Raw genomic sequence first — 19,558 nt, forward strand, 5'->3', positions numbered from 1 at the left:
TTAAGGTTTCAACACGACTTTAATACATTCATCCATTTTTGTGTCAAAAATCTCATAGCCATGTTTTGCTTCACTAAGAGGAAGGACATGACTTACGACATCTCCTGGATCAATTTTTCCGGTCGAAACTAATTCAAACATATATGGCATATAATGAATAACAGGTGCCTGTCCAGTTCGAATATTGACGTTACGGTTCATAATATCTCCCATTGGGAATCCATTATATCTGCCGCCGTAAACGCCCGTAACTTGAATTGTCCCGCCTTTACGCACTGCTTGTGAAGCCATTATAAACGCACTGAATGCTCCCCCTTGAAGCTTCATTCCACTCGCAAGGAACTCCATATCAGTCATTTTACCGTCCATACCAACAGCGTCAATAACAACATCTGCACCGCCTTTGGTAATTTCCTTAAGATAATTCCCTACATTCTCATGGTCCTCAAAGTTAACAATTTCTACTTTGTTGGTGCGCTTGGCGTGCTGCAGGCGATAATTGACGTAATCAACGGCAATTACTCGCTTTGCCCCTTTTAACCAGCAGAATTTTTGAGCAAAAAGACCAACCGGACCGCAGCCAAATACAATAACTGTATCTCCGGCCTTTACGCCTGCATTGTCAACACTCCAAAAACCTGTAGTCATCGCATCGGCAATAACTGATAACTTTTCATCAGGTTCTTCACAGGTTTCAGGGATTTTGAAATGAGTAAAGTTGGCAAACGGCACTCTCAAATATTCAGCTTGCCCGCCTGGATAACCGCCAGTCGTTCCCGAATATCCGAAATATGCACCCATATCACCATTATCATTAGAATTATCACATTGGCTTTCCAAATGGTTTTTACAATAAATGCATTCCCCGCAGGCAATGTTAAAAGGAATAATAACACGATCCCCTTTTTTTACTTTCGTAACATTTGGTCCAACCTCTTCAACAATTCCCATCGGTTCATGGCCAATAACATAGTTTTCTTGCAGGTTAGGAATCATGCCATGAATTAAATGTAAATCAGACCCACATATAGCTGTACTCGTTACTTTAATAATCATGTCATCTGGTTTTTCAATCTTTGGATCTGGGACGTCTTTGACTACAACATTTTTAATACCTTGATACGTTACTGCCTTCATTGGTTACAGCCTCCAGTGTTAGTGATCATCAGGTGTCCGGTCAAACATACCTTTTCTATTGGTCTCAACAGGAAATAGATTCATTTTGCCAATCATTAATGTATTGTTGGCGGAGAGTTGATCAAGTTTATACTGTTCACTTAGTTCATATGGATGGAACCATTTTTTATTAATCATTAGGTCTGTAATTTCTTGGTGCATGGCAATCCCTTGCATTAACTGTTTTCGTAAGAGGGCTCTCAGATCAGGTGATGCGGTCTCCGTTAATGCGACAGCAATATTGCGGACACCTTCTTTGGCACGAAGGAGTAAATCCATCGCAAATGTGGTATCTGCTAGCTCTGGTACGTGTAGCGAGTTTATAGGGTCTAAATAGTCATTATTCAATGAATTTGCCTCCTTTTCAATTTACTATTGGTGTTGGCCGGTTTTGAGGAACCGGAGCTTCAAAAGGTGCACGTTGATAAATTGCCTGTAATTCTTTAAGCGCTTGGATTGATTGGTCAACATCTTTTTTCATTAAATTTCTCAAATCCTGATCAAAAACCAATCCTTGCATTAGTTTTGATTTGGCTAAGCAAAGGGTTTTAAAGTTAATAACTTCATGTAAATCCAATGACTCATGATCGGCTAATTTTTGATTATCCATTCTGATTACCCTCCTATTCGTTAACAATCAAATTGTATTGTTCCAAAAGTAGGAGGAAAACATTCTTTAATGTTTTTTAAAATTGGTAAATTATCTTAAATGGTTGGAACATTTATACATTATGAAGGGTGATTGTTGCGGCGGTCTTTTTCTTGTATCTAAAAAAATGTTCAACCAGAAATATCTGGTTGAACTTAAAATACAAAGGGGAAATGCCTTTTTACTCTCTTGTGATTAAGAACCTCAATCTTAAGAAAAATCGTATTTATTATTGAAGAGACTTCTTATAACAGACATTGAAAATCTGACCAATAAAAAGGAAAAAGAAAGCGAGTAGAAAGTGGTTTTCCAATTCCACCCCTTTTTATATTTAACAAGCTGAGTATTTTTTTCTAGCCATAGCTCAGTAATAGTCATCGGTACACTGAAATACAGAACTTTTAAAAGGCACTGAATCATGCGAGAATCCTTAGTCAGTTGATTATAAAGGACACAAGAAATTGGGAAAAGGATGTAATCAAAAACCAAACTTGTTCTAACTCGTTTTGGAAATCGGGTGGGATATTTAACATAACCTTTATTTACAACTAGTTGATCGACCAATGATGCATAATAACTTTTTATAAAGAAAACAAGGAGCCAGTCCTTTGCAAGTGGTTTTTTAATTAAGTAAATAAAGGAACTAATACCAAAGAAATAAAGCAATTTTATAAGATTTTTTTCGAATTTTTGACCCATGTTTAGCACCTCCAATAGATAGATTATCTGATACTGGTGGTTATACTTAGGACATTCGAGGAGGATTAGTTAAGTAAACAATGTAGAGAAAGGGGGGAATCAGTGACTAATAAAAAAAGCGATGAAATCATCGCCATCTTTAAGCATCTTTATTTGAACGTTCCTTATGATAAATATAATCAACCCGTTCCTTAGTTTTCATAAGTAGTGAAGCCAAAATTGCAGTGTAAATTGATGTTAAAAGAATTGCAATCATTCCTATACCAAACAAATTATTATTATTACCATACATTAGTACCACCACCTTCTTCTTTTAATGTTGCAACAATATTTTGCTCTTGGACCTTATTTTTATTCAAAAGAATCAAGGGATTTTTGCCTTTTGGTTGTGATGTCTATCACTCCTTTGATTCAAACAAACAGAAAGACTAAGCACCTTTTTTATCGAACTTCTTATTAAACGAACGGTGCAGATTTGTAGAAGAAGGATTATGGCTTTTAAGCATATTTCAAATAAATAATGTTAATAATCTTTGTGCAAACCCCATTAACAGGAATACAGGAACAATATTGCAGACCTTGTATCAACTAGAGAAGTGTATATCAATAAATAATGGAATAAGTTCAAATATGGAGTGGCGGAATTGTCGGAATAACCTGTAAGATGCAGGTTATTTAGTTATCTTTTTTAAGATGGGAGCTTTTCGCCGTATCTCCTTCGAAACAAATCTTTTGATTTTGACAGACCAGATGGCTAATATATTAATATCGCGAATTACCGATTTAGCGTGATGCTTTCAGATCATCTATCCAGCTTCCATTTGGATAGTCATAATCGATATAGAAAGAGGCAAATGACATTGAAGCAGGAATTGGAACGCTTAAATGATGAACAAGCCGTTGAAATTTTTAAGGCATTGTCGAACCAGACGAGGGTCAGCATTCTTCAAATGTTAAAAGATCCCGACAGACATTTTTTACCACAAGCCCATATTATTGCTGATGAAGGATTTGAAGGCGGGGTTTGCGTAGGGGATATCCGAAGCAAGGCTGGGATTTCGCAATCCACTACTTCACAGTATTTATCGATTCTGCTGCAAAGCAGACTTGTTGAAATGAAGCGAATCGGACAATGGACGTATTATCGTCGTAATGAGGAGACGATTAAAAAGTTCGAAAAATACATTGGTACAAAAATCTAAGGAGAATTGAAGGGAGCTTATTACAGCATCGAGCATTTAACAGGTTGTACCAAAAGAATAAAATGACGCTTGGTTTCGCGATTCCGACGGCAAGGATGTCCAAATATCCGATTATGGAAAATCAGCTGTCGCTTGCCCGCAAAATTGAAGAACATGGTTTCTCGGCACTGTGGCTTCGGGACGTTACGATTCAGAATTTGAATATTGACGATAATGGTCAAATGTATGATGTATGGATTTATTTGACCTATCTTGCGGCCCACACCAGGGATATTGCACTTGGGACGGCGAGTGTGGTCCTCCCGCTGCGCCATCCTGTCCGAGTGGCAAAGGAAGCATCATCTATTGACCGATTGTTTCCCGAACGCCTAATCATGGGAGTGGCTTCAGGAGACCGGGATAAAGATTTTACAGCTTTGGGAATATCCAAGCTCGAAAGTGGAGGGCTGTTTAAAAAGAATTATGCATTCCTTGAACGGCTGTTAAAGGAGGACAATCCGACAATCAACAGTGATTTAGGCATCATCGATGGATCGGATATGAGAATGATTCCCAAACCATTTTCTTCGATTCCGACCATGGTGACAGGTTTCAGCAATCAATCGATTGAATGGATCGCCCAGAATGGGGACGGCTGGATCCAGTACCCGAGGATTATCCCACAACAAACTCAATTGATTAACGAATATCGCGAGTTGTCGGAAATTCACGCCCCAGGAGTGTTTAAACCTTCACTCAGACTCTATTTATCGATTTATCGGAAAATCACGATTCGTTTTCCTGTTCCGATTCCGTTAGGATTTAGTGTAGGGCGCAAACAGCTATTAGAAATTCTGTATCAATTTCAATCCATTGGTGTCAATCACCTGGCATTTGTATTGTATTTTTCAAAGCGCCCTCCTGAGGAAGTCATCCAGGAGCTTGGAGAGTTTGTGTTGCCTTACTTTCCGACTCATGAAATTCCAGTATTAGATTAGTATTCAAAAAATTAGATAAGGGAAGAAGATAAACTTATGTCTAAACATGCAAATAATCTAAATGAAATTCCATTCTCGGTACTTGATCTTTCACCGATAACGGCCGGAAGTACTCCTGCTGACTCTTTCCGCCATACATTGGAACTCGCACAGCTTGCTGAAAAACTTGGTTACAACCGTTTTTGGCTCGCAGAACATCATAATATGCCGTTTATCGCCAGTTCCGCCACTTCTGTGGTGATGTCCCATGTGGCAGCCGGTACATCAAAAATCAGGATTGGTTCAGGAGGAATCATGCTGCCGAATCACGCACCGCTCGTCATCGCTGAGCAGTTTGGCACTCTTGAATCATTATATCCTGGGCGAATTGACCTCGGTCTGGGGCGGGCACCCGGTACAGATCAAATGACCGCTCGTGCATTGAGACGGGACTTGGGGAGAACGGGAGATGACTTTCCTGAGCAATTAGCTGAACTCCGCGGTTACTTTGATCCATCCTTGGCACAAGGGAACCCTATAAAAGCGATTCCAGGTGAAGGTTTGAATATTCCAATCTGGCTGCTGGGTTCAAGCGGCTTCAGTGCTCAGCTGGCCGGAGAACTGGGTTTGCCATTTGCATTTGCCGCCCATTTCTCGCCACTTAACACTCTGGGTGCTCTACAGATCTATCGCAAGGCGTTTAAGCCTTCGAATGTTCTCGATAAGCCGTATGCGATGGTGGCATTGAATATCATTACAGCAGAATCGGATAAAGAGGCAAAGCGCCTTTTTACAACAATACAGCAGCAATTTTTGAATCTGATGACTGGCAACCTTACACCGCTTCAACCACCTGTAAATGACATATCTGAAGTGGCCAGCAGCTACGAATTAAAGGCTCTAGAGCAGCAATTAGGCTCATCGATTGTTGGCAGCCGGCAGACGGTAAAGGACAAGCTGCATACATTTTTGGAGGAGAGCCAGGCAGATGAAATCATGGCCATTGCCCAAGTTTACGACCACAAAGCTCGCCTGCATTCATACGAGCTTCTGGCAGAAATTATTAAAAGCGAAAGGTAAAAAGGAGGATATCAGCAAGGAAACATTTTTGGTTTTTCTAGGCATTGAATATGGAGCCAAACCGTGAAATCAGGTTATAGGGTGATATTTTGGTCAATCTGCTCCGTAAAGCTGTCCTTAGGACCATATAAAATGGTTTCTGATTCTGATTGTTCAATATTTCTCCCTAATGGATTTTCAAGCGGAACGGCCCACCAGTTACCCATTGCGTCATGAAGAAGAACATGGCCCAGCATCAGCAGCTTCTGGGCTTCATCTAGTCTGGTAACGGCCTCAGCCCTTGCAGAGGAAAGGCAGGTATGTATCATTTCTTCTGAACAATTTTTGACTGGCTGGATGATAGATTCGTTTAATCTTTCTTGGTCTATCAATGTTCTGATAAAAATAATCGTAATATTCCGGTCTCTATTGATTTTGTGTTCTATCAACTCTCCATCATCCATATTGGAAATTAGGTCCTTAAGAGTATCAATCGATAAATTATCACTTTTTTGAAGTAGCTTGTTGCCACCTTTTGTTCATGCCGGATTTTTTTGATCTTTTTTTCCAAAACATGTAATTTGTCCTCGCTTAAATATCTTTAATAGGGTCTGCCCAAAAACTCTCTGGCATTTCCGGTTTAGTCTGTCCAAGCGGCCCCATTTTATCCATTTCTTAAAATAGAAAAAGCGGCCCCTCATTATTAGAAGATAAGTAATCCAGAAAAAAATTATTTACATTTTTATATACATTTCCATGCTAAAAATATGGCTTTGGTAGAGATTTTTCCTGAAGGGATTTTGGCTAGCGGCAACTAAAAGGGCTATTGCTTTTGTATTAGCCCACTTGAACGAGCGCCTTGGACATAACTCTTTGATTGTCTTAGTAACTGTCTCTTCACCTGCTTCTAAGATACTTTGAGAAGTAGGGAATTCAAGTAAGGTGAGCAGTGAAAAGACAAAACGGCTTGTGACTGTATTAGAAAGAATCTGTGGAAACGTTAAATATACCTATTATACTGAAATTGGTCACAATTGTTGGGTGGAAGCATAAAAGAGTCTAAATCTCTTTAACTGGCTTCTAGAGCAAACCAAATGAGATTTAGTGGAGCATTACAATCAAGTAATGCTATCTTGTTTAACTAACGAAGCAGCATTCCTGTAATGAAAGAAAATTGAGTTTGTATAAAAAAATAGCCTCTTGGTAGAATGACAGCTATGGCGAAACTTTAGTTGACTACACTGCTAGATAAGTATGATTTAATCCAGATGAAATTTGAAGAATTAGATTCAAAGATAGATAACCTTATTGAACATATCCCTGGTGTACAGCAAATGTTGGCAATCAAGGGTGTAGGAAGAGATACAGTAGCCGGTTTCTTCGCCGAAGTGGGAGATCTACAAGAGTACTCCCACCCTAGACAAATCATCAAACTGGCAGGGTTGAGCTTGAAGGAAAACACTTCCGGTAAGCATAAGGAACAAACCAAGATAACCAAAAGAGGCAGGAAGAAGCTAAGGGCACTCCTGTTCAGGGTGTGTATGATTATGGTCGCCAAGAACCAAGCATTCAAGACTTTGCATACCTACTATACCCAGCGTCCCGATAATCCGTTAAAGAAGATGCAGTCCTTAATCGCCTTGTGCAATAAATTGATTCGTATTTTCTTTGCCATAGGCAAAAAGCAATTTGAGTTCAGTGAAGAAAGAATGTTAAAGAATATCCCTCATATGAGAGAACGAAATTGAAGTTAGATTGGCCGCATAATTTGGTAGAAACTGTAGAGTAACAGGTAGTTTTTTAGGTTTATGTACGTCATATATATTTGAAGCACGGATTAGTCAGCAAAGCAACTAAACTTCGGGCATGGACCCTGTGGAGCAGCATGACTGACATCCACCTCATGGAAAGGTTGGACGAAGGAATTTGAGAGCGAAGACTCTGTGAGGCATGGGAGGGTTGACCTCCATGAGAAATGTGGACATCCACCGTGAGTGAAATTCAATCCAGATGTAAACTAATTTCTTATTCTAAGTCATACAAGCATGTCTAAGATATGCAGCAATTTTATAAGTGGAGATAATAAAGGTACATCAAAGTAGTCGGCTAAGTAAGCCGGCTCTTTTTAATGGATTGGGTTGGCCATGGAAAATGTATTATAGGTATCATGTTAGCTTAGCTGCATAGTTATGGATATAACTTTCTTTAAATTGGATGGTTAATAATCCGTGAAAGTGGATGGTCTGAATTTTCGACAAAAGAGTTATACTTAATAATATTAAAAAAAGCCTAATTAATTTTTGAGGTGATCGTATGGCCCTTAGTCTATATTTAGTTGTCATTATTATAGTCGCTGTACTAGTGCTTACTTTGCTGTTGGCCGGGAAAGGTGATGAAGGTTACCAGAATGCAACAAAGAAAAATACCGTAAATCTTTCTATCATTTATATAGTCGTAATTTTAATCTCCTTCATTGCGGTTGGAGTGTATATTAAATTTGTTAATTGATATGAATACTAATAAAAAAGGAGGTAAGCAATGAACTGGAAACCTGATCGGAAAGATAAAAAAGCTATATACAAACAACTTGCAGAGTATATTGAACACGGAATTATAGACGGAACTTTCCCTCTGGATAACCCTTTACCTTCTGAAAGGAAGCTAGCTGAGGAATTTAATTTAAACAGGAGTACTGTTGTCGCAGCCTATGATGAGCTTGAGTCGAATGGGCTAATAGAGAGGAAGCGAGGTAGCGGCACAGTCATAAGCAAAGATATTTGGGGTCTGACAAAAAAGAGAATCCCCAGCTGGAATCGATATGTTGAAGCAGGTTCTTTTCAGCCAAGTTTACCTGTTGTCCAAAGGTTGCGAAAGGAGACAGAAGACCAAAAACTCATCAATCTTGCCAGCGGTGAATTATCTCCGGATTTATTCCCATTGGAATATATGGGTAAAATTACTTCAACAAGGACCTTCGTTGGCAACCTTGGGTATGATCACCCTCAAGGGAATCAAATTTTGCGTTCAACGATTGCAAAGCATGTTAAAAAATATAAAGATATTGAAATTGACCCATCATCCATTCTTATCACTTCTGGAGCTCAGCAAGCACTCCATCTTGTGGTTCAGTGTCTTCTTAAGCCTGGAGACGCAGTTGCTTTGGAAGATCCTTCTTATCATTACGGTCTTTCAATTTTCAAATCAGCAGGAGTTAGAACGTATCTTCTTCCGGTAGACAAGGATGGAATCAACCCCGATCATTTGAGAAAGCTGCATCAAAAACACCGAATACGAATGCTTTTTCTCAATCCAGCTCATCAAAATCCTACTGGAGCCTTTTTAAGCGTCGAACGCCGTAAACAAATACTGGAGTTGTCATCAGAAATGGGCATTCCAGTAATTGAAGATGACCCGTACAGCTTAACATCCTTTTCAGGAGAAAAAACATCTCCGTTAAAATCTATGGATGTGAACGGAAATGTCTTGTATATTAGTTCCTTGTCTAAGATTGTAGCTTCAGGGCTGAGGATTGGATGGATTATTGGACCTAAGCCAGTTATCGAGAGGATTGCGGATGCTAAACAACAAGTGGATTTCGGACACGCAAGTTTTACCCAGTGGATTGCAAATGAATTTCTTGATTCGGAATATTTTGATGTTCATTTAAACAATTTGATTTCTAAGCTTATGCAGCGGAGGGACCAAATTGTTACCAGCCTTCGTTCAACATTGGAGGACCATGTAGGATTCCATATTCCTCAAGGGGGAATCCATCTTTGGTGCGAGCTGAAGAAAGAATATAGCGAGGCAAAACTGCTTGAGGCAGCTATTAAGCGAGGGGTAATCTTTGTCCCTGGATTGACTATGGGAGAAAAAAAAGGCTTTGTACGTTTTACATTTGCACGCGAAAATGAAAAAAATATTGAAAGAGGGATTAAAAGGTTTTCGGAGGCTTTTTTTTCCTTGTAGTATATTGAATAAATCATATTGGAGATGATTAAATGACATGGGCTGTTATCATTTCGTTAACACTTTTTAGTTTATTTAAGATTGTAGTCACTTGTCTTCCTACCGGTGTTGTTGAATGGATTCTCAAAAAATTTGAATTGCACTCAACGGTTAATTATAAAAATTCCACAGTGTTCTCAAATGGTAAAATAATTGAAGGGAAAGAAAAAATACAAATCATTCATTCTTTCAATGAAGGAACATTTTTAGAAAAACACTACATTTGGCCAGGGACTGAGGAGCATTACTTAGTTAGGGATGATAGTGGGCCTCCTGTTATTATTAACGTGAACGAAGGTAAAAAGAAGGTAAAAGTATCCTTATTCCTTTATAAAGACCGTGTAGATGTTGTTAAAGAGTATAAAAAGAAAATATTATCCTATAGCCTACTTTCTGACCTTCAAATAAAGGCTGATATTATAGAGAAAGGATAATAGAATTAATAAAGAATTATTCTCTTGGTTGGATAGAAAAAGAGAACATCTTAGTGCAATAATTTAGAAAATGTCACCAATTAATGGTGACATTTTATTATGGTACTATAGGAGCAGGATAGTTGAATAACGAATAAACGGCAAGAGTTGGATATATGGATGAAAATCTACTAGACACAATAAATTTTATTCAATTTAAAGAGGTTTCTGTTGGCTATCGAACGGTTACAATATTCCCTTCCATGTCTAACAAATTACGAAGTTCTGAATATTAAGAACAAGAAAAGGATTAAAGTAAATATAATTTAGAAAATGGATACGATATTCTAACAATATGATTTAAAATATTTATTTAAAAAAATAAAGGATATAATCGAAATGAAAGAAAGGATGGGCGGAGAATTATGAAATCATTTTCAGTGGTTGCTGATTATCTAACTGAACATGCTGATTCATTAGCAGTTAAAGTCGTTGATGATATTGTACAAAGACTTGGGATCGTACTTTCTCAAGAAGACTTAGAGTATTACTACAGTGTTTACACTGAGTTCATCACATTATCGGCTGAAGGCATAACTTTAAATGAATATGAAGTACCAGAAGGTTTTTTAAAAATGAGTCAAAAAAGTGGAGAACGTTCAGCGGCGCTCAGGGGCAGAATTTCAGGAATAATCGGGCGTTATCCTCAAATTAGATTGGGTCTTATAGAACAAATCACAAAGGTTTCTTTAGAGCATGGACTTACCTTTGAAGAATCTGCTGAAATAAATAAACGTGTTAACTATATGCTCGATATTACCGTTACTGAGACCATACTTGCTTTTGAGCGCCAGACCGATAGTGTCATTGATGAAAGAGGAAAAGAGTTAATTAAAAAACAAAAAGCAATTGATGCATTATCGGCTCCTATTGTACCTATCCATGATGGTATTGCTATCCTTCCTTTAATAGGAAACATTGAATCTGAAAGAGTTGAACATATTTTCAATTGGGTTGTACCCGAAATTTCTCGATTAAAGCTTGCCTACCTTATTATGGATTTTTCAGGAATTGTTACTATTGATATATATGTTGCAAGTCAGTTATTTAAAATAAATGATGTTCTTCGGCTGTTGGGAGTAAATATGGTTTTTACTGGTATTCGGCCCGATTTAGCAAAAAAATCTATTAGTGCCGGAATCGACTTTTCATCGATTAAGACGTACGGATCTGTTTTAAAAGCGATAGAAGTTATAAAATAATAACATATACTTCTAACCAATAATAAAAAGGCTCATTCATTATAAACATTGACTGGTCATTTTATTTATTTTAAGGGATCCATTTGTTCATTTTGAATAATGAGCAATTTTGTTCAGAGTTTTAATTAAAAATGTTCGTTAAAACCTCCTCAATCATTTCTTGAGGAGGTTTTGTTTTTCACATCTTTAGTCTTCTTTTTTGGATGCTTAGCACCAATTTTGTAAGCAATAGTGAAACGACTAGAAAGATCATAAGCCTAAAAATGTCTTGGAGGAGAATTTCATAATCCCCTGTGGAAATGAGAGTTCGATCCTTGTAGGGTATAAGTCATTGGCAATACATAGTTAAGCCTCTGAAGGGTAGTAGGCACCAGTTCCACAGGAAAGGTACCTGCGCTCGGTGTTAATTGAAGAACGAGCAGGATGATACAAATAAATCTTCCTGTATTATCTCCAGCTGTGACCAGGATTTAAATGGTCGCCATAAACGCTAAACGGTCCTATCAATTGAACCAATAAGAAATTGGTAATCAGGCTATGAAAAATCGAGATGACAAATAAACCAGCAAATTTTTAAACAAACCAGCTAAAGGCAGATTGGGGCGGTGCGATTGTATCCCGAAAAGGAACTACAGTTGATAGGAGTAACGCACCTGCAAATAAGCTGAGCGATATGAAATAAGGAGCAAGCCCTGTTCCATAGTTCGGCACATCATGAAGGAGTTCTTATTTTAATCGGAACGGATTGGGCATCATTTTAGAGAAAGGCTGACCTGGTTGTATGCTTCGATATTCTTTGCGCCACTGTTTAATTGATTTCCCAGCTGTTTGCTTCCCTTCATCAATTCCTTTTGGCTGTTTGAGATTGTCCCTAATGAATCAACTGCACGATTCCATCCAGGCGATAATGAGGATAAGCCATCAGCGATTGATTCTGAATTCACGGTCATGGGAAATCTTAAAACCTTTGACTGTACCTGTAAGTTAAAAGAGATTAGCTGCTCAACTCTATATACAGGTGGACGGTATGATGAAGCCAATCCGGAATCTACCGATTATTATATCATTACGCCAAATCGCCTTTATTCTTCTTTTGTGGAAACGGGTATTGACAATTTTAAAGTGGACATTCTCTTCCAGCAGAATCGTTACGTGAGAATGCCTGAGATCGTGAAACCGGTTATCTGGAAGGCTGGCTGTCTTTAAACACCTTTTGAGAGCTTTAGTTATTTCAGATGGAGCCATGGTAGGTCCCTTTGTTTTGCAAAACACCAAGTTATGAAGGTTAAATGAATCTCCCGGGATAACTTCCCGATGATTTCATCCTTGAGCCTTTAGAAGAACAACGTCCCTGTGCTTCTCCATTTATTTCTGGCTGCAAAGCGATACAAGACGTAGTATTATCTTACTGGTTGATTTGTTGTTTTGGCGATAGTAGTAGTCCTAACCATTTAATTGTCTCGCTGACTTATACGCTGACTTCAATCACTGCGTTTTCTTTACGATTATGTACGAAAAATTAAAAGCTGTACTTTGCAAAGTTTGTCGTGCTTTTTTTCATGGTTGATGTAAAAAATTTCATGAAATGATAAAATAAGTTATATACTTTGGCGTCTTACTATATTAATTTACTTGGAGGGAAAATGAACGAGATAACGAATCGAAAGAAAGATATAAATGTAATAGTTAAGAGTACTTTAGATTCTAAGTTGACTTTAACAAAGCTATTAAGAGAATTTATTGCAGCTTTTATATGGGCATATTCAATAATTAAATTATTTATATTTGATGTTGATATTTATTTGATACAAAATTTCCTGCCTAATCACACTTATTTTATTATATATAAATTACCAATTCTATTAGGTTTAGTTGCTTTATTATGGTTATTTACCAAGAATAAGAATATATTTTTTTGGTCTTTATATATCTGCTTTTATCCATTAATACTTTTGTTCTGGCGGATTCCACACATTATTTTCAGGCAGAAGAACTGGGTTTTAGCTTTTACATTCATTAATGGAATTTTATCCTTTATGATTACAATAAAATATTCATTCATTTCTTCTACTGTATATCTAATTTCGCTGATAGTAATTATGACATCAACAAATAAAGCACTTTTGCTCTTTTCTTGTACGGCCATATCAGTAATATTGATTTTGACGTTTTACAACAGATTTAAAGTTATATTTAAAAAATCAAGTATCCTCGGATTTTACACTTTATTCCTCTCTAGAGTGGATAAATCCACATTAATTCTTGAAGAGGAAATAACAAAAACGCCTGTTGAACTCCTGAATGACAGGCAGATGGAAAAAAGGACAACGAATCTTCAAATGTTAGTCCTTTTTAATAGAATACATTTATTTATTGCAAAAAAATTAAGACTTTACCAAAACAGCCGGATGAATTTTGCTTACTATGTAATTAGTATTGTTGGCCTCGTGATTTTTACTATCTTATCATTCACTTTAATAAATTTATCATTATTTAAGTTAAACACGACTCATTTTTATTACGAAGAAATCCCATCGTTCTTTATTTTTATTTATTATAGTTTCAATAATCTTCTATCTACACCCATTTCAGAGTTAAAGGCAGTTACACCTCTCTCACAAAGTGTTTCAATGGTTGGAACTTTCTCTGCTTTCTTAATCCTTGTTATTTTAACCTCCTTGGTTTGGTCTGTGAGAAGTCAAAAGCATAATGATGAATTAAACGATGTAATAAATAGTTTTGAACAACAAGGTAAAGGGATGGAGCAACTTATAGTGGATCAGTATAAAATAAAAAATATTGAAGACGCATTGATTGAGTTAGAAAAATTAAAAGCGGTATTGATAAAGTTTATTTATAAAATTTCAGAAAACATTAAGTGATTTTGCAGTAAAACAAAAGGCGAGGAGAATTCCGTCGTTCATATCTCCAATGTTGTTACTTAAATCGGATCAGAGTTCGACCTGTGTGGACTACGTAGTAGTCCTTAAGTTGAGTAGAAATGCAATAATTTAATCACAAAAGTACTTTAGATAGTATTATGCAGGAAAACTTAATTGATAACTTGAAATATCGTTGAAATTTAAACTACGAGAAGCACTTCGTGACTTATTAGTCACGGAGTTTTTTGTTTCCCAGTAATTTTAAACAAAACAGCATATGGCAATCATGTTAAAGACCAGATGCTTACATAAAATACAGTTTTGGAGGTAAGCGAAATGGAAGGATCAATTTTCAAAAAGGGAACAAAATATGCAGTAAGATTCGATAAGGGGAAAACAAAAGAAGGTAGAAGAATGCAAGGATTTAAAGGAGGTTTTAAAACAAAAAAAGAAGCCAGGGAATTTCTAAATAAGGTACTTAGTGAACTAAATGAAGGTAAGTATGTTGAACCTTCGCAAATACCCTTCTCTGAGTATATTATTGAATGGTTTAATGGCTCATACAAAAATTCTGTTGAGGATACAACGGCAGAAACCAGATGGTATACCGTAAAGAATCATTTAATCCCTTATTTCAACAATACTTCAATAAATAGCATAACCACTAAAATGTTGGATGATTTCTATAACGATAAGCTTGATGAGGACCTCCAGCCTAAAACAATCCGTGAATTTCATAACTTACTTAGGAGGGCATTTACTCAAGCTGTTAAATGGGGATATCTGAAACAAAATCCTGCTTTAGATGCAACACCCCCGAAAATTAAAAGGAAAGAAGTTAATCCATGGACAGAAGAACAAACGAATCGGTTTTTGGACGTAGTGAAAGAAGTTGAAGAAGAAATGATTTATGAAACCTTCATTTTTACTGGTATTAGACGGGGAGAAATGCTGGCATTAAAATGGTCGGATATAGATTTTGAAAAAGCAAAAATTCGGATCAGCCACTCCCTTGCAAGGACCGTGAAGAAGGGGATTTTTTTGAAGGATGTAAAAACGAAAAGCTCACGCAGGCAAATATCCATTTCATCATACTTAGTGGAAAAACTACTCCTCTATAAAGAAAAACAAGAAAAACATAAAGAAATGTTAGGTGCAGCTTATAATGATCTTGATATGGTATTCTGTGCTTATGATGGGAACTTTAAAGATTCTCGGAATTTGCTAAGGGAGTTTCATCGGTATATTAAAAAATCAGGCGTTCCGAAAATCACGCTTCATGATTTACGCCATCTTCATGCTACCCTGCTGCTGATATATGGAGAAAACCCTAAGATTGTAGCGGAACGATTAGGTCATGCCGATGTAACAACCACCCTGGACATATATTCGCATGTAAATCCGGACTTACAACAGCAAGCAGCAGATCGGTTTGAAAGGGGCTTCTTCAAACAGGCTTAAAGCGCTTTAGTATACTAAAGGTGCACTTTTTGTGCACTTTTCAAAAAGTATGAGGCAAAGGGAAGTCCTAAAAATGCAAAAAACCCTTGCTGCGCAAGGGTTTCCGGTAAGTGGAGAATAGGGGGCTCGAACCCCTGACCTCAACGCTGCCAGCGTTGCGCTCTCCCAGCTGAGCTAATCCCCCGTATCAAATTGATAAGGTACAAGAAAGATTATATAACCTTCTTCATGGACATGCAAGACAAAATTTCGGAACGAAGCAAAAAAGCCGCCAATCAGCGGCTTTTCTCATAATCCTTCGATCTCTACCCGGTTAATTCCCTCGATTTCAGTCACTGCCTCATATACATCTGTAGTCTTTCTGCGAAAGTCCACCGTCACAATCAACTGAACCAGTTGGTTTCCTTCTGCAAGATCCTTGATGCGGACATTTTTCAAAGAGATTTCTTCGCCTTTAATCTTGCTGATGATATTGGCGATGCTTTCACGGCTATTCACATTGAACTGAAGACGGATTTCTTTTTGCCTTAATTGCCGTGGTCCGATGAAGGTCATAAGAAATGGGATGAATTCAACACTGATAATTAACAGTGCTACACCGGCAATGGCTTCCCAGTAAAATCCAACCCCAACTGTGATTCCAATCCCGGCAGCACCCCAAATCATCGCGGCAGTAGTAAGGCCGGAAATGGTATCATTCCCTCTCCGTAAAATAACCCCTGCACCGAGGAAACCAATTCCGGAGACAATCTGGGCAGCCAAGCGGAGTGGGTCCATCGTGATATTGACATCTTCATCACCGGGGAACATATAGGCTGATTCACTGGATACGATCGTCAACAGACAGCTGACAATCGATATGACCAGACTCGTTTTAAGCCCGACCGGTTTTCTTTTAATCTCCCTTTCAAGCCCGATTACTAACCCCAAGAAAGCGGATATCCCAAGTTTAAGTAAAATTTCCATATCAATTGAAGAAAGCATATTGATCTCCTGCCCCTGAAAAGATGTATTTAATTTCCCTAAAAACAATGAATTAAACACAGTAAAGCGATAAAATTTCAATTAAGGAAAGCTAAAAATTAGATTTCATAGTAAAATACACATAATTCATATTAAAGGAGAATTGTAATGGACTCACCAAAATTAAACCCCTATTTGGCAGTTGCAGTCGGTGTTGTGGCTGTATCGACATCTGCCATCCTGGTTAAAGTTTCATCTGCGCCGTCGGGTGTCATTGCTTTTTACAGATTGTTCTTTTCTGTTTTGCTGATGCTGCCGGTGTTTCTTATAAAGTATGTTTCAGAACTCCGTCTTATTACGAAGCGGGATTGGATGTTCACCGGGATTGCAGGCATATTCCTGGCCTTTCACTTTATCCTCTGGTTCGAATCCCTAAACTATACTTCAGTAGCGAGTTCTACCGTGCTGGTCACCCTGCAGCCGCTTTTCGCATTTATTGGAGCGTACTTTTTCTTTAAAGAACGCGTTTCTTTTAAAGCGATCCTAAGTGGAATCATTGCCATCGGCGGTAGTGTCATCATCAGCTGGGGCGATTTTAAGATTAGTGGAAGTGCTTTGTTTGGAGACTTTTTGGCTATTGTAGCCTGTGCATTGGTCACTGTATATCTATTATTTGGCCAAACGGTCAGGAAGAGGATGTCTTTAATCACCTATACATTCATTGTCTATAGCATCAGTTCAATTGCATTGTTGGTCTATGTAATTGCTGTCGGTGAATCCTTTTATCCTTACCCTGCAAGTGACTGGGTTTATTTTATTCTCCTTGCACTGATCCCAACATTACTTGGCCACACATTGTTCAACTGGTCGATCAAATGGATCAGCGCTTCCGTTATCTCAATGGCCATCTTGTTCGAACCGGTAGGTGCAACAGCATTGGCCTACTACCTGCTTGGCGAAAAAGTTATCTTGACCCAGGTAATCGGGGGATTGATCGTTATTGCAGGTATAACTTTATTTTTAGTTGATGAACGAAAAATGAAACTCAAGAATCAGACAGAGGTGAAATCAATCTCAAGTTAGGGGTGTGTATGGTCATGGAAATCAGAAAAGCGACGCTTCAAGATGCTGAGGGCATTGCCAAGGTGCATGTAAAAAGCTGGCAAGAAACTTATCAAGGGATAGTAAGCCAGGAGTATCTTGATTCATTGAAGTCAGAGGATCGCCAGCCTTTATGGGAAAAGAGCCTGACACAAACTGCCGAAACCTCCCCGGTATTCGTAGCTGTTAATCCAGGTGGAGAAATAGTGGGCTTTGCTTCCTTTGGTAAGGAAAGAACGGGCAAGTTCGAGGCAGATGGTGAGTTGTATGCGATTTACATCCTGAAAAAATATCAGAGAGAACGGACTGGCACCAAGCTTCTCCAGGCAGGTCTAGAAGAGTTGTCAAGACAGAAATATGACTCCATGCTTGTATGGGTTCTGGAGGATAATGAAAGCCGGAAGTTTTATGAATCTCTCCATCCTGTAAATGCCGGCGAGGAAGTTGTTGAAATTGCAGGGCAGGAATACACTGAACTAGCTTATGTATGGAACAATTTAAAATTGCTGAATCAGTCATTAGCTGAAAAGCAGTCAGGGGATCGATAATGGGATTGGAGAATGTATTTGAGCAGTTTCCTATATTGGAGACCGAAAGATTTTACTTAAGGAAGCTGACAACTGAAGACGCCCCAGAGATGTTCAGTTATTTTTCGCAGGACGATGTGACAAAATATTATAACCTTGAAAGCTTTACACATAGACAGCAGGCTATCGACCTGATAGAAAAATTCAACCTGGGCTTTATTGAGAGAAGGCAAATCCGTTGGGGTGCAGAGCTGAAAGAAACGGGCAGGGTGGCGGGTACCTGTGGTTTCCATGCGATTGACGCTAAAAATTTCAAAGCGGAAATAGGATATGAACTTCACCCTGATTACTGGGGCAAAGGGATAATGCCTGAGATTGTAAAAGAAATAGTGGCATTTGGATTTGAAAAGATGGATTTCAATCGGATAGAAGCAATGTACGACCCGAGGAATGAACAATCAGGAAAAGTTTTGATAAAAAGTGGTTTTCAATATGAAGGAACATTGAGAAAGCGGTACTTTGAAAAAGGACAATTTGTAGACGCGGCTATTGCCTCAATAATAAAAATCCCCTGAAAATCAGGGGATTTTTTAGATGAAAAGATAAGTGAACCTCGAAAATAATAGTGCGCAGATGGTGGAGAAAATAAACGTTCCTCCATGGACTTTACCATCAGCGTCCGCTATTTTTATGGCTTCGAAATAGGCAACACTGAATAAGAAGATGGCCATAAGTAATGAAAGATATAGTGCGATTGATTGCAGCAAATAAGATCACCTCTGTTGGATAGTTTGTCCAAACCATTATATGAAACAGTAAGAAAAAATATTAATAAGACATACAATTAGAAGAAACCAGGTAAAGCTGAGGTTAATTTTGTGGTCGTGAGAAATTCTTTTGAAATTATATTGCAAACATAATTTATCCGTGGTATATTTAATCTCGCTTCAGAAAAACAACGCTGAATTGACAAAAACAACATTGCTTTTAGTGAAATAAAAAAACAAAAAACAATGTTGACAATAACAAAACAGCGTGTTATATTAATAAAGTCGCTTATGGGCGACAAGCTGAACAACTTGCTCTTTGAAAACTAAACAAACAAGCGTCAACAAACAATATTATCATGCTTCTATTATATAGAAGACATGAGCCAACGTTTTAACTTTATGAGCTAACTCATAACTCTTTTTTGGAGAG

At 37.9% G+C, this 19,558-nt stretch carries 21 protein-coding genes, 1 tRNA gene and 1 pseudogene; 12 read left to right on the forward strand and 11 right to left on the reverse strand.

Annotation, left to right across the window (positions count from 1 at the left end):
* The 5 genes from ACNAZ4_RS22055 to ACNAZ4_RS22075 all read right to left on the reverse strand — a co-directional run bounded on the left by ACNAZ4_RS22055 (position 1) and on the right by ACNAZ4_RS22075 (position 2,816).
* Positions 1-1,137 (reverse strand): zinc-dependent alcohol dehydrogenase, encoded by a 1,137-nt coding sequence (locus ACNAZ4_RS22055; protein ID WP_415818147.1) that lies wholly within the window; start codon positions 1,135-1,137, stop codon positions 1-3.
* Between the two features lie 18 nt (positions 1,138-1,155).
* Positions 1,156-1,524 (reverse strand): spore coat protein, encoded by a 369-nt coding sequence (locus ACNAZ4_RS22060; RefSeq protein ID WP_415818149.1) that lies wholly within the window; start codon positions 1,522-1,524, stop codon positions 1,156-1,158.
* Between the two features lie 16 nt (positions 1,525-1,540).
* On the reverse strand, positions 1,541-1,786 hold the full coding sequence (locus ACNAZ4_RS22065; RefSeq protein ID WP_415818151.1) for a spore gernimation protein GerQ: 246 nt from the start codon (positions 1,784-1,786) through the stop codon (positions 1,541-1,543).
* 249 nt (positions 1,787-2,035) lie between these two features.
* Positions 2,036-2,524, reverse strand: a complete 489-nt coding sequence (locus ACNAZ4_RS22070) for a CBO0543 family protein (protein ID WP_415818153.1) — start codon at positions 2,522-2,524, stop codon at positions 2,036-2,038.
* A gap of 139 nt (positions 2,525-2,663) precedes the next feature.
* Complete coding sequence (locus ACNAZ4_RS22075; protein WP_415818155.1) at positions 2,664-2,816, reverse strand: hypothetical protein; 153 nt, start codon at positions 2,814-2,816, stop codon at positions 2,664-2,666.
* Between the two features lie 562 nt (positions 2,817-3,378).
* On the opposite strand from ACNAZ4_RS22075, the gene ACNAZ4_RS22080 reads away from it, so the two are divergent.
* Genes ACNAZ4_RS22080 through ACNAZ4_RS22090 form a run of 3 tightly spaced genes read left to right on the forward strand, consistent with a single transcriptional unit; the run spans position 3,379 to position 5,762 of the window.
* On the forward strand, positions 3,379-3,726 hold the full coding sequence (locus tag ACNAZ4_RS22080; protein ID WP_415818157.1) for an ArsR/SmtB family transcription factor: 348 nt from the start codon (positions 3,379-3,381) through the stop codon (positions 3,724-3,726).
* A 44-nt stretch (positions 3,727-3,770) separates the two neighbouring features.
* The gene (locus ACNAZ4_RS22085) at positions 3,771-4,703 is read left to right on the forward strand and encodes a TIGR03571 family LLM class oxidoreductase (RefSeq protein WP_415818159.1); all 933 of its coding nucleotides are present in this window, start codon (positions 3,771-3,773) and stop codon (positions 4,701-4,703) included.
* Between the two features lie 36 nt (positions 4,704-4,739).
* Positions 4,740-5,762: an LLM class flavin-dependent oxidoreductase gene (locus ACNAZ4_RS22090; protein ID WP_415818161.1), complete on the forward strand. Its 1,023-nt coding sequence runs from the start codon at positions 4,740-4,742 to the stop codon at positions 5,760-5,762.
* Positions 5,763-5,836: 74 nt separating this feature from the next.
* Here ACNAZ4_RS22090 and ACNAZ4_RS22095 read toward each other — a convergent pair whose 3' ends face one another.
* Entirely contained in the window at positions 5,837-6,190 is a 354-nt protein-coding gene (locus ACNAZ4_RS22095) for a spore germination protein (RefSeq protein WP_415818163.1), read from the reverse strand.
* A gap of 783 nt (positions 6,191-6,973) precedes the next feature.
* Here ACNAZ4_RS22095 and ACNAZ4_RS22100 point away from each other — a divergent pair.
* The 4 genes and pseudogenes from ACNAZ4_RS22100 to ACNAZ4_RS22115 all read left to right on the forward strand — a co-directional run.
* Positions 6,974-7,489 (forward strand): annotated as a pseudogene (locus ACNAZ4_RS22100) (transposase); the annotation flags it as partial.
* A gap of 790 nt (positions 7,490-8,279) precedes the next feature.
* Positions 8,280-9,710: a MocR-like pyridoxine biosynthesis transcription factor PdxR gene (gene pdxR, locus ACNAZ4_RS22105; protein ID WP_415818165.1), complete on the forward strand. Its 1,431-nt coding sequence runs from the start codon at positions 8,280-8,282 to the stop codon at positions 9,708-9,710.
* A 32-nt stretch (positions 9,711-9,742) separates the two neighbouring features.
* Positions 9,743-10,183 carry a YfmQ family protein gene (locus tag ACNAZ4_RS22110; RefSeq protein WP_415818167.1) on the forward strand — a complete coding sequence of 147 codons (441 nt, stop codon included), beginning with the start codon at positions 9,743-9,745 and terminating at the stop codon, positions 10,181-10,183.
* A gap of 404 nt (positions 10,184-10,587) precedes the next feature.
* Positions 10,588-11,424, forward strand: coding sequence for an STAS domain-containing protein (locus ACNAZ4_RS22115; RefSeq protein ID WP_415818169.1), 837 nt, complete (start codon positions 10,588-10,590; stop codon positions 11,422-11,424).
* A gap of 752 nt (positions 11,425-12,176) precedes the next feature.
* On the opposite strand, the gene ACNAZ4_RS22120 is transcribed toward ACNAZ4_RS22115, so the two are convergent.
* Both ACNAZ4_RS22120 and ACNAZ4_RS22125 read right to left on the reverse strand, forming a co-directional pair.
* Positions 12,177-12,374, reverse strand: a complete 198-nt coding sequence (locus ACNAZ4_RS22120) for a hypothetical protein (RefSeq protein ID WP_415818171.1) — start codon at positions 12,372-12,374, stop codon at positions 12,177-12,179.
* A gap of 58 nt (positions 12,375-12,432) precedes the next feature.
* Positions 12,433-12,669 carry a site-specific integrase gene (locus ACNAZ4_RS22125; protein WP_415818173.1) on the reverse strand — a complete coding sequence of 79 codons (237 nt, stop codon included), beginning with the start codon at positions 12,667-12,669 and terminating at the stop codon, positions 12,433-12,435.
* Positions 12,670-13,067: 398 nt separating this feature from the next.
* Between ACNAZ4_RS22125 and ACNAZ4_RS22130 the strand changes: the two genes are divergently transcribed.
* Positions 13,068-14,306, forward strand: a complete 1,239-nt coding sequence (locus ACNAZ4_RS22130) for a hypothetical protein (RefSeq protein ID WP_415818175.1) — start codon at positions 13,068-13,070, stop codon at positions 14,304-14,306.
* A 336-nt stretch (positions 14,307-14,642) separates the two neighbouring features.
* A complete protein-coding gene (locus ACNAZ4_RS22135; RefSeq protein WP_415818177.1) occupies positions 14,643-15,767 on the forward strand; it encodes a site-specific integrase in 1,125 nt (374 codons plus the stop codon).
* Positions 15,768-15,878: 111 nt separating this feature from the next.
* On the opposite strand, the gene ACNAZ4_RS22140 is transcribed toward ACNAZ4_RS22135, so the two are convergent.
* A tRNA-Ala gene (locus ACNAZ4_RS22140) sits at positions 15,879-15,951 on the reverse strand.
* Between the two features lie 104 nt (positions 15,952-16,055).
* Positions 16,056-16,751, reverse strand: coding sequence for an MgtC/SapB family protein (locus tag ACNAZ4_RS22145; protein ID WP_415818179.1), 696 nt, complete (start codon positions 16,749-16,751; stop codon positions 16,056-16,058).
* A 147-nt stretch (positions 16,752-16,898) separates the two neighbouring features.
* Here ACNAZ4_RS22145 and ACNAZ4_RS22150 point away from each other — a divergent pair, with 147 nt between their 5' ends.
* Genes ACNAZ4_RS22150 through ACNAZ4_RS22160 form a run of 3 tightly spaced genes read left to right on the forward strand, consistent with a single transcriptional unit; the run spans position 16,899 to position 18,933 of the window.
* Positions 16,899-17,813: a DMT family transporter gene (locus ACNAZ4_RS22150; RefSeq protein WP_415818181.1), complete on the forward strand. Its 915-nt coding sequence runs from the start codon at positions 16,899-16,901 to the stop codon at positions 17,811-17,813.
* A 14-nt stretch (positions 17,814-17,827) separates the two neighbouring features.
* Complete coding sequence (locus ACNAZ4_RS22155) at positions 17,828-18,379, forward strand: GNAT family N-acetyltransferase (protein WP_415818183.1); 552 nt, start codon at positions 17,828-17,830, stop codon at positions 18,377-18,379.
* Positions 18,379-18,933, forward strand: a complete 555-nt coding sequence (locus ACNAZ4_RS22160) for a GNAT family N-acetyltransferase (protein WP_415818185.1) — start codon at positions 18,379-18,381, stop codon at positions 18,931-18,933. Before ACNAZ4_RS22155 ends, ACNAZ4_RS22160 begins: the two co-directional genes overlap by 1 nt.
* A 15-nt stretch (positions 18,934-18,948) precedes the next feature.
* On the opposite strand, the gene ACNAZ4_RS22165 is transcribed toward ACNAZ4_RS22160, so the two are convergent.
* Positions 18,949-19,125, reverse strand: coding sequence for a hypothetical protein (locus tag ACNAZ4_RS22165; RefSeq protein ID WP_415818187.1), 177 nt, complete (start codon positions 19,123-19,125; stop codon positions 18,949-18,951).
* Between the last annotated feature and the right edge of the window lie 433 nt (positions 19,126-19,558).

This window comes from Mesobacillus thioparans, assembly GCF_965138835.1.
Taxonomy (GTDB): domain Bacteria; phylum Bacillota; class Bacilli; order Bacillales; family Cytobacillaceae; genus Mesobacillus; species Mesobacillus thioparans.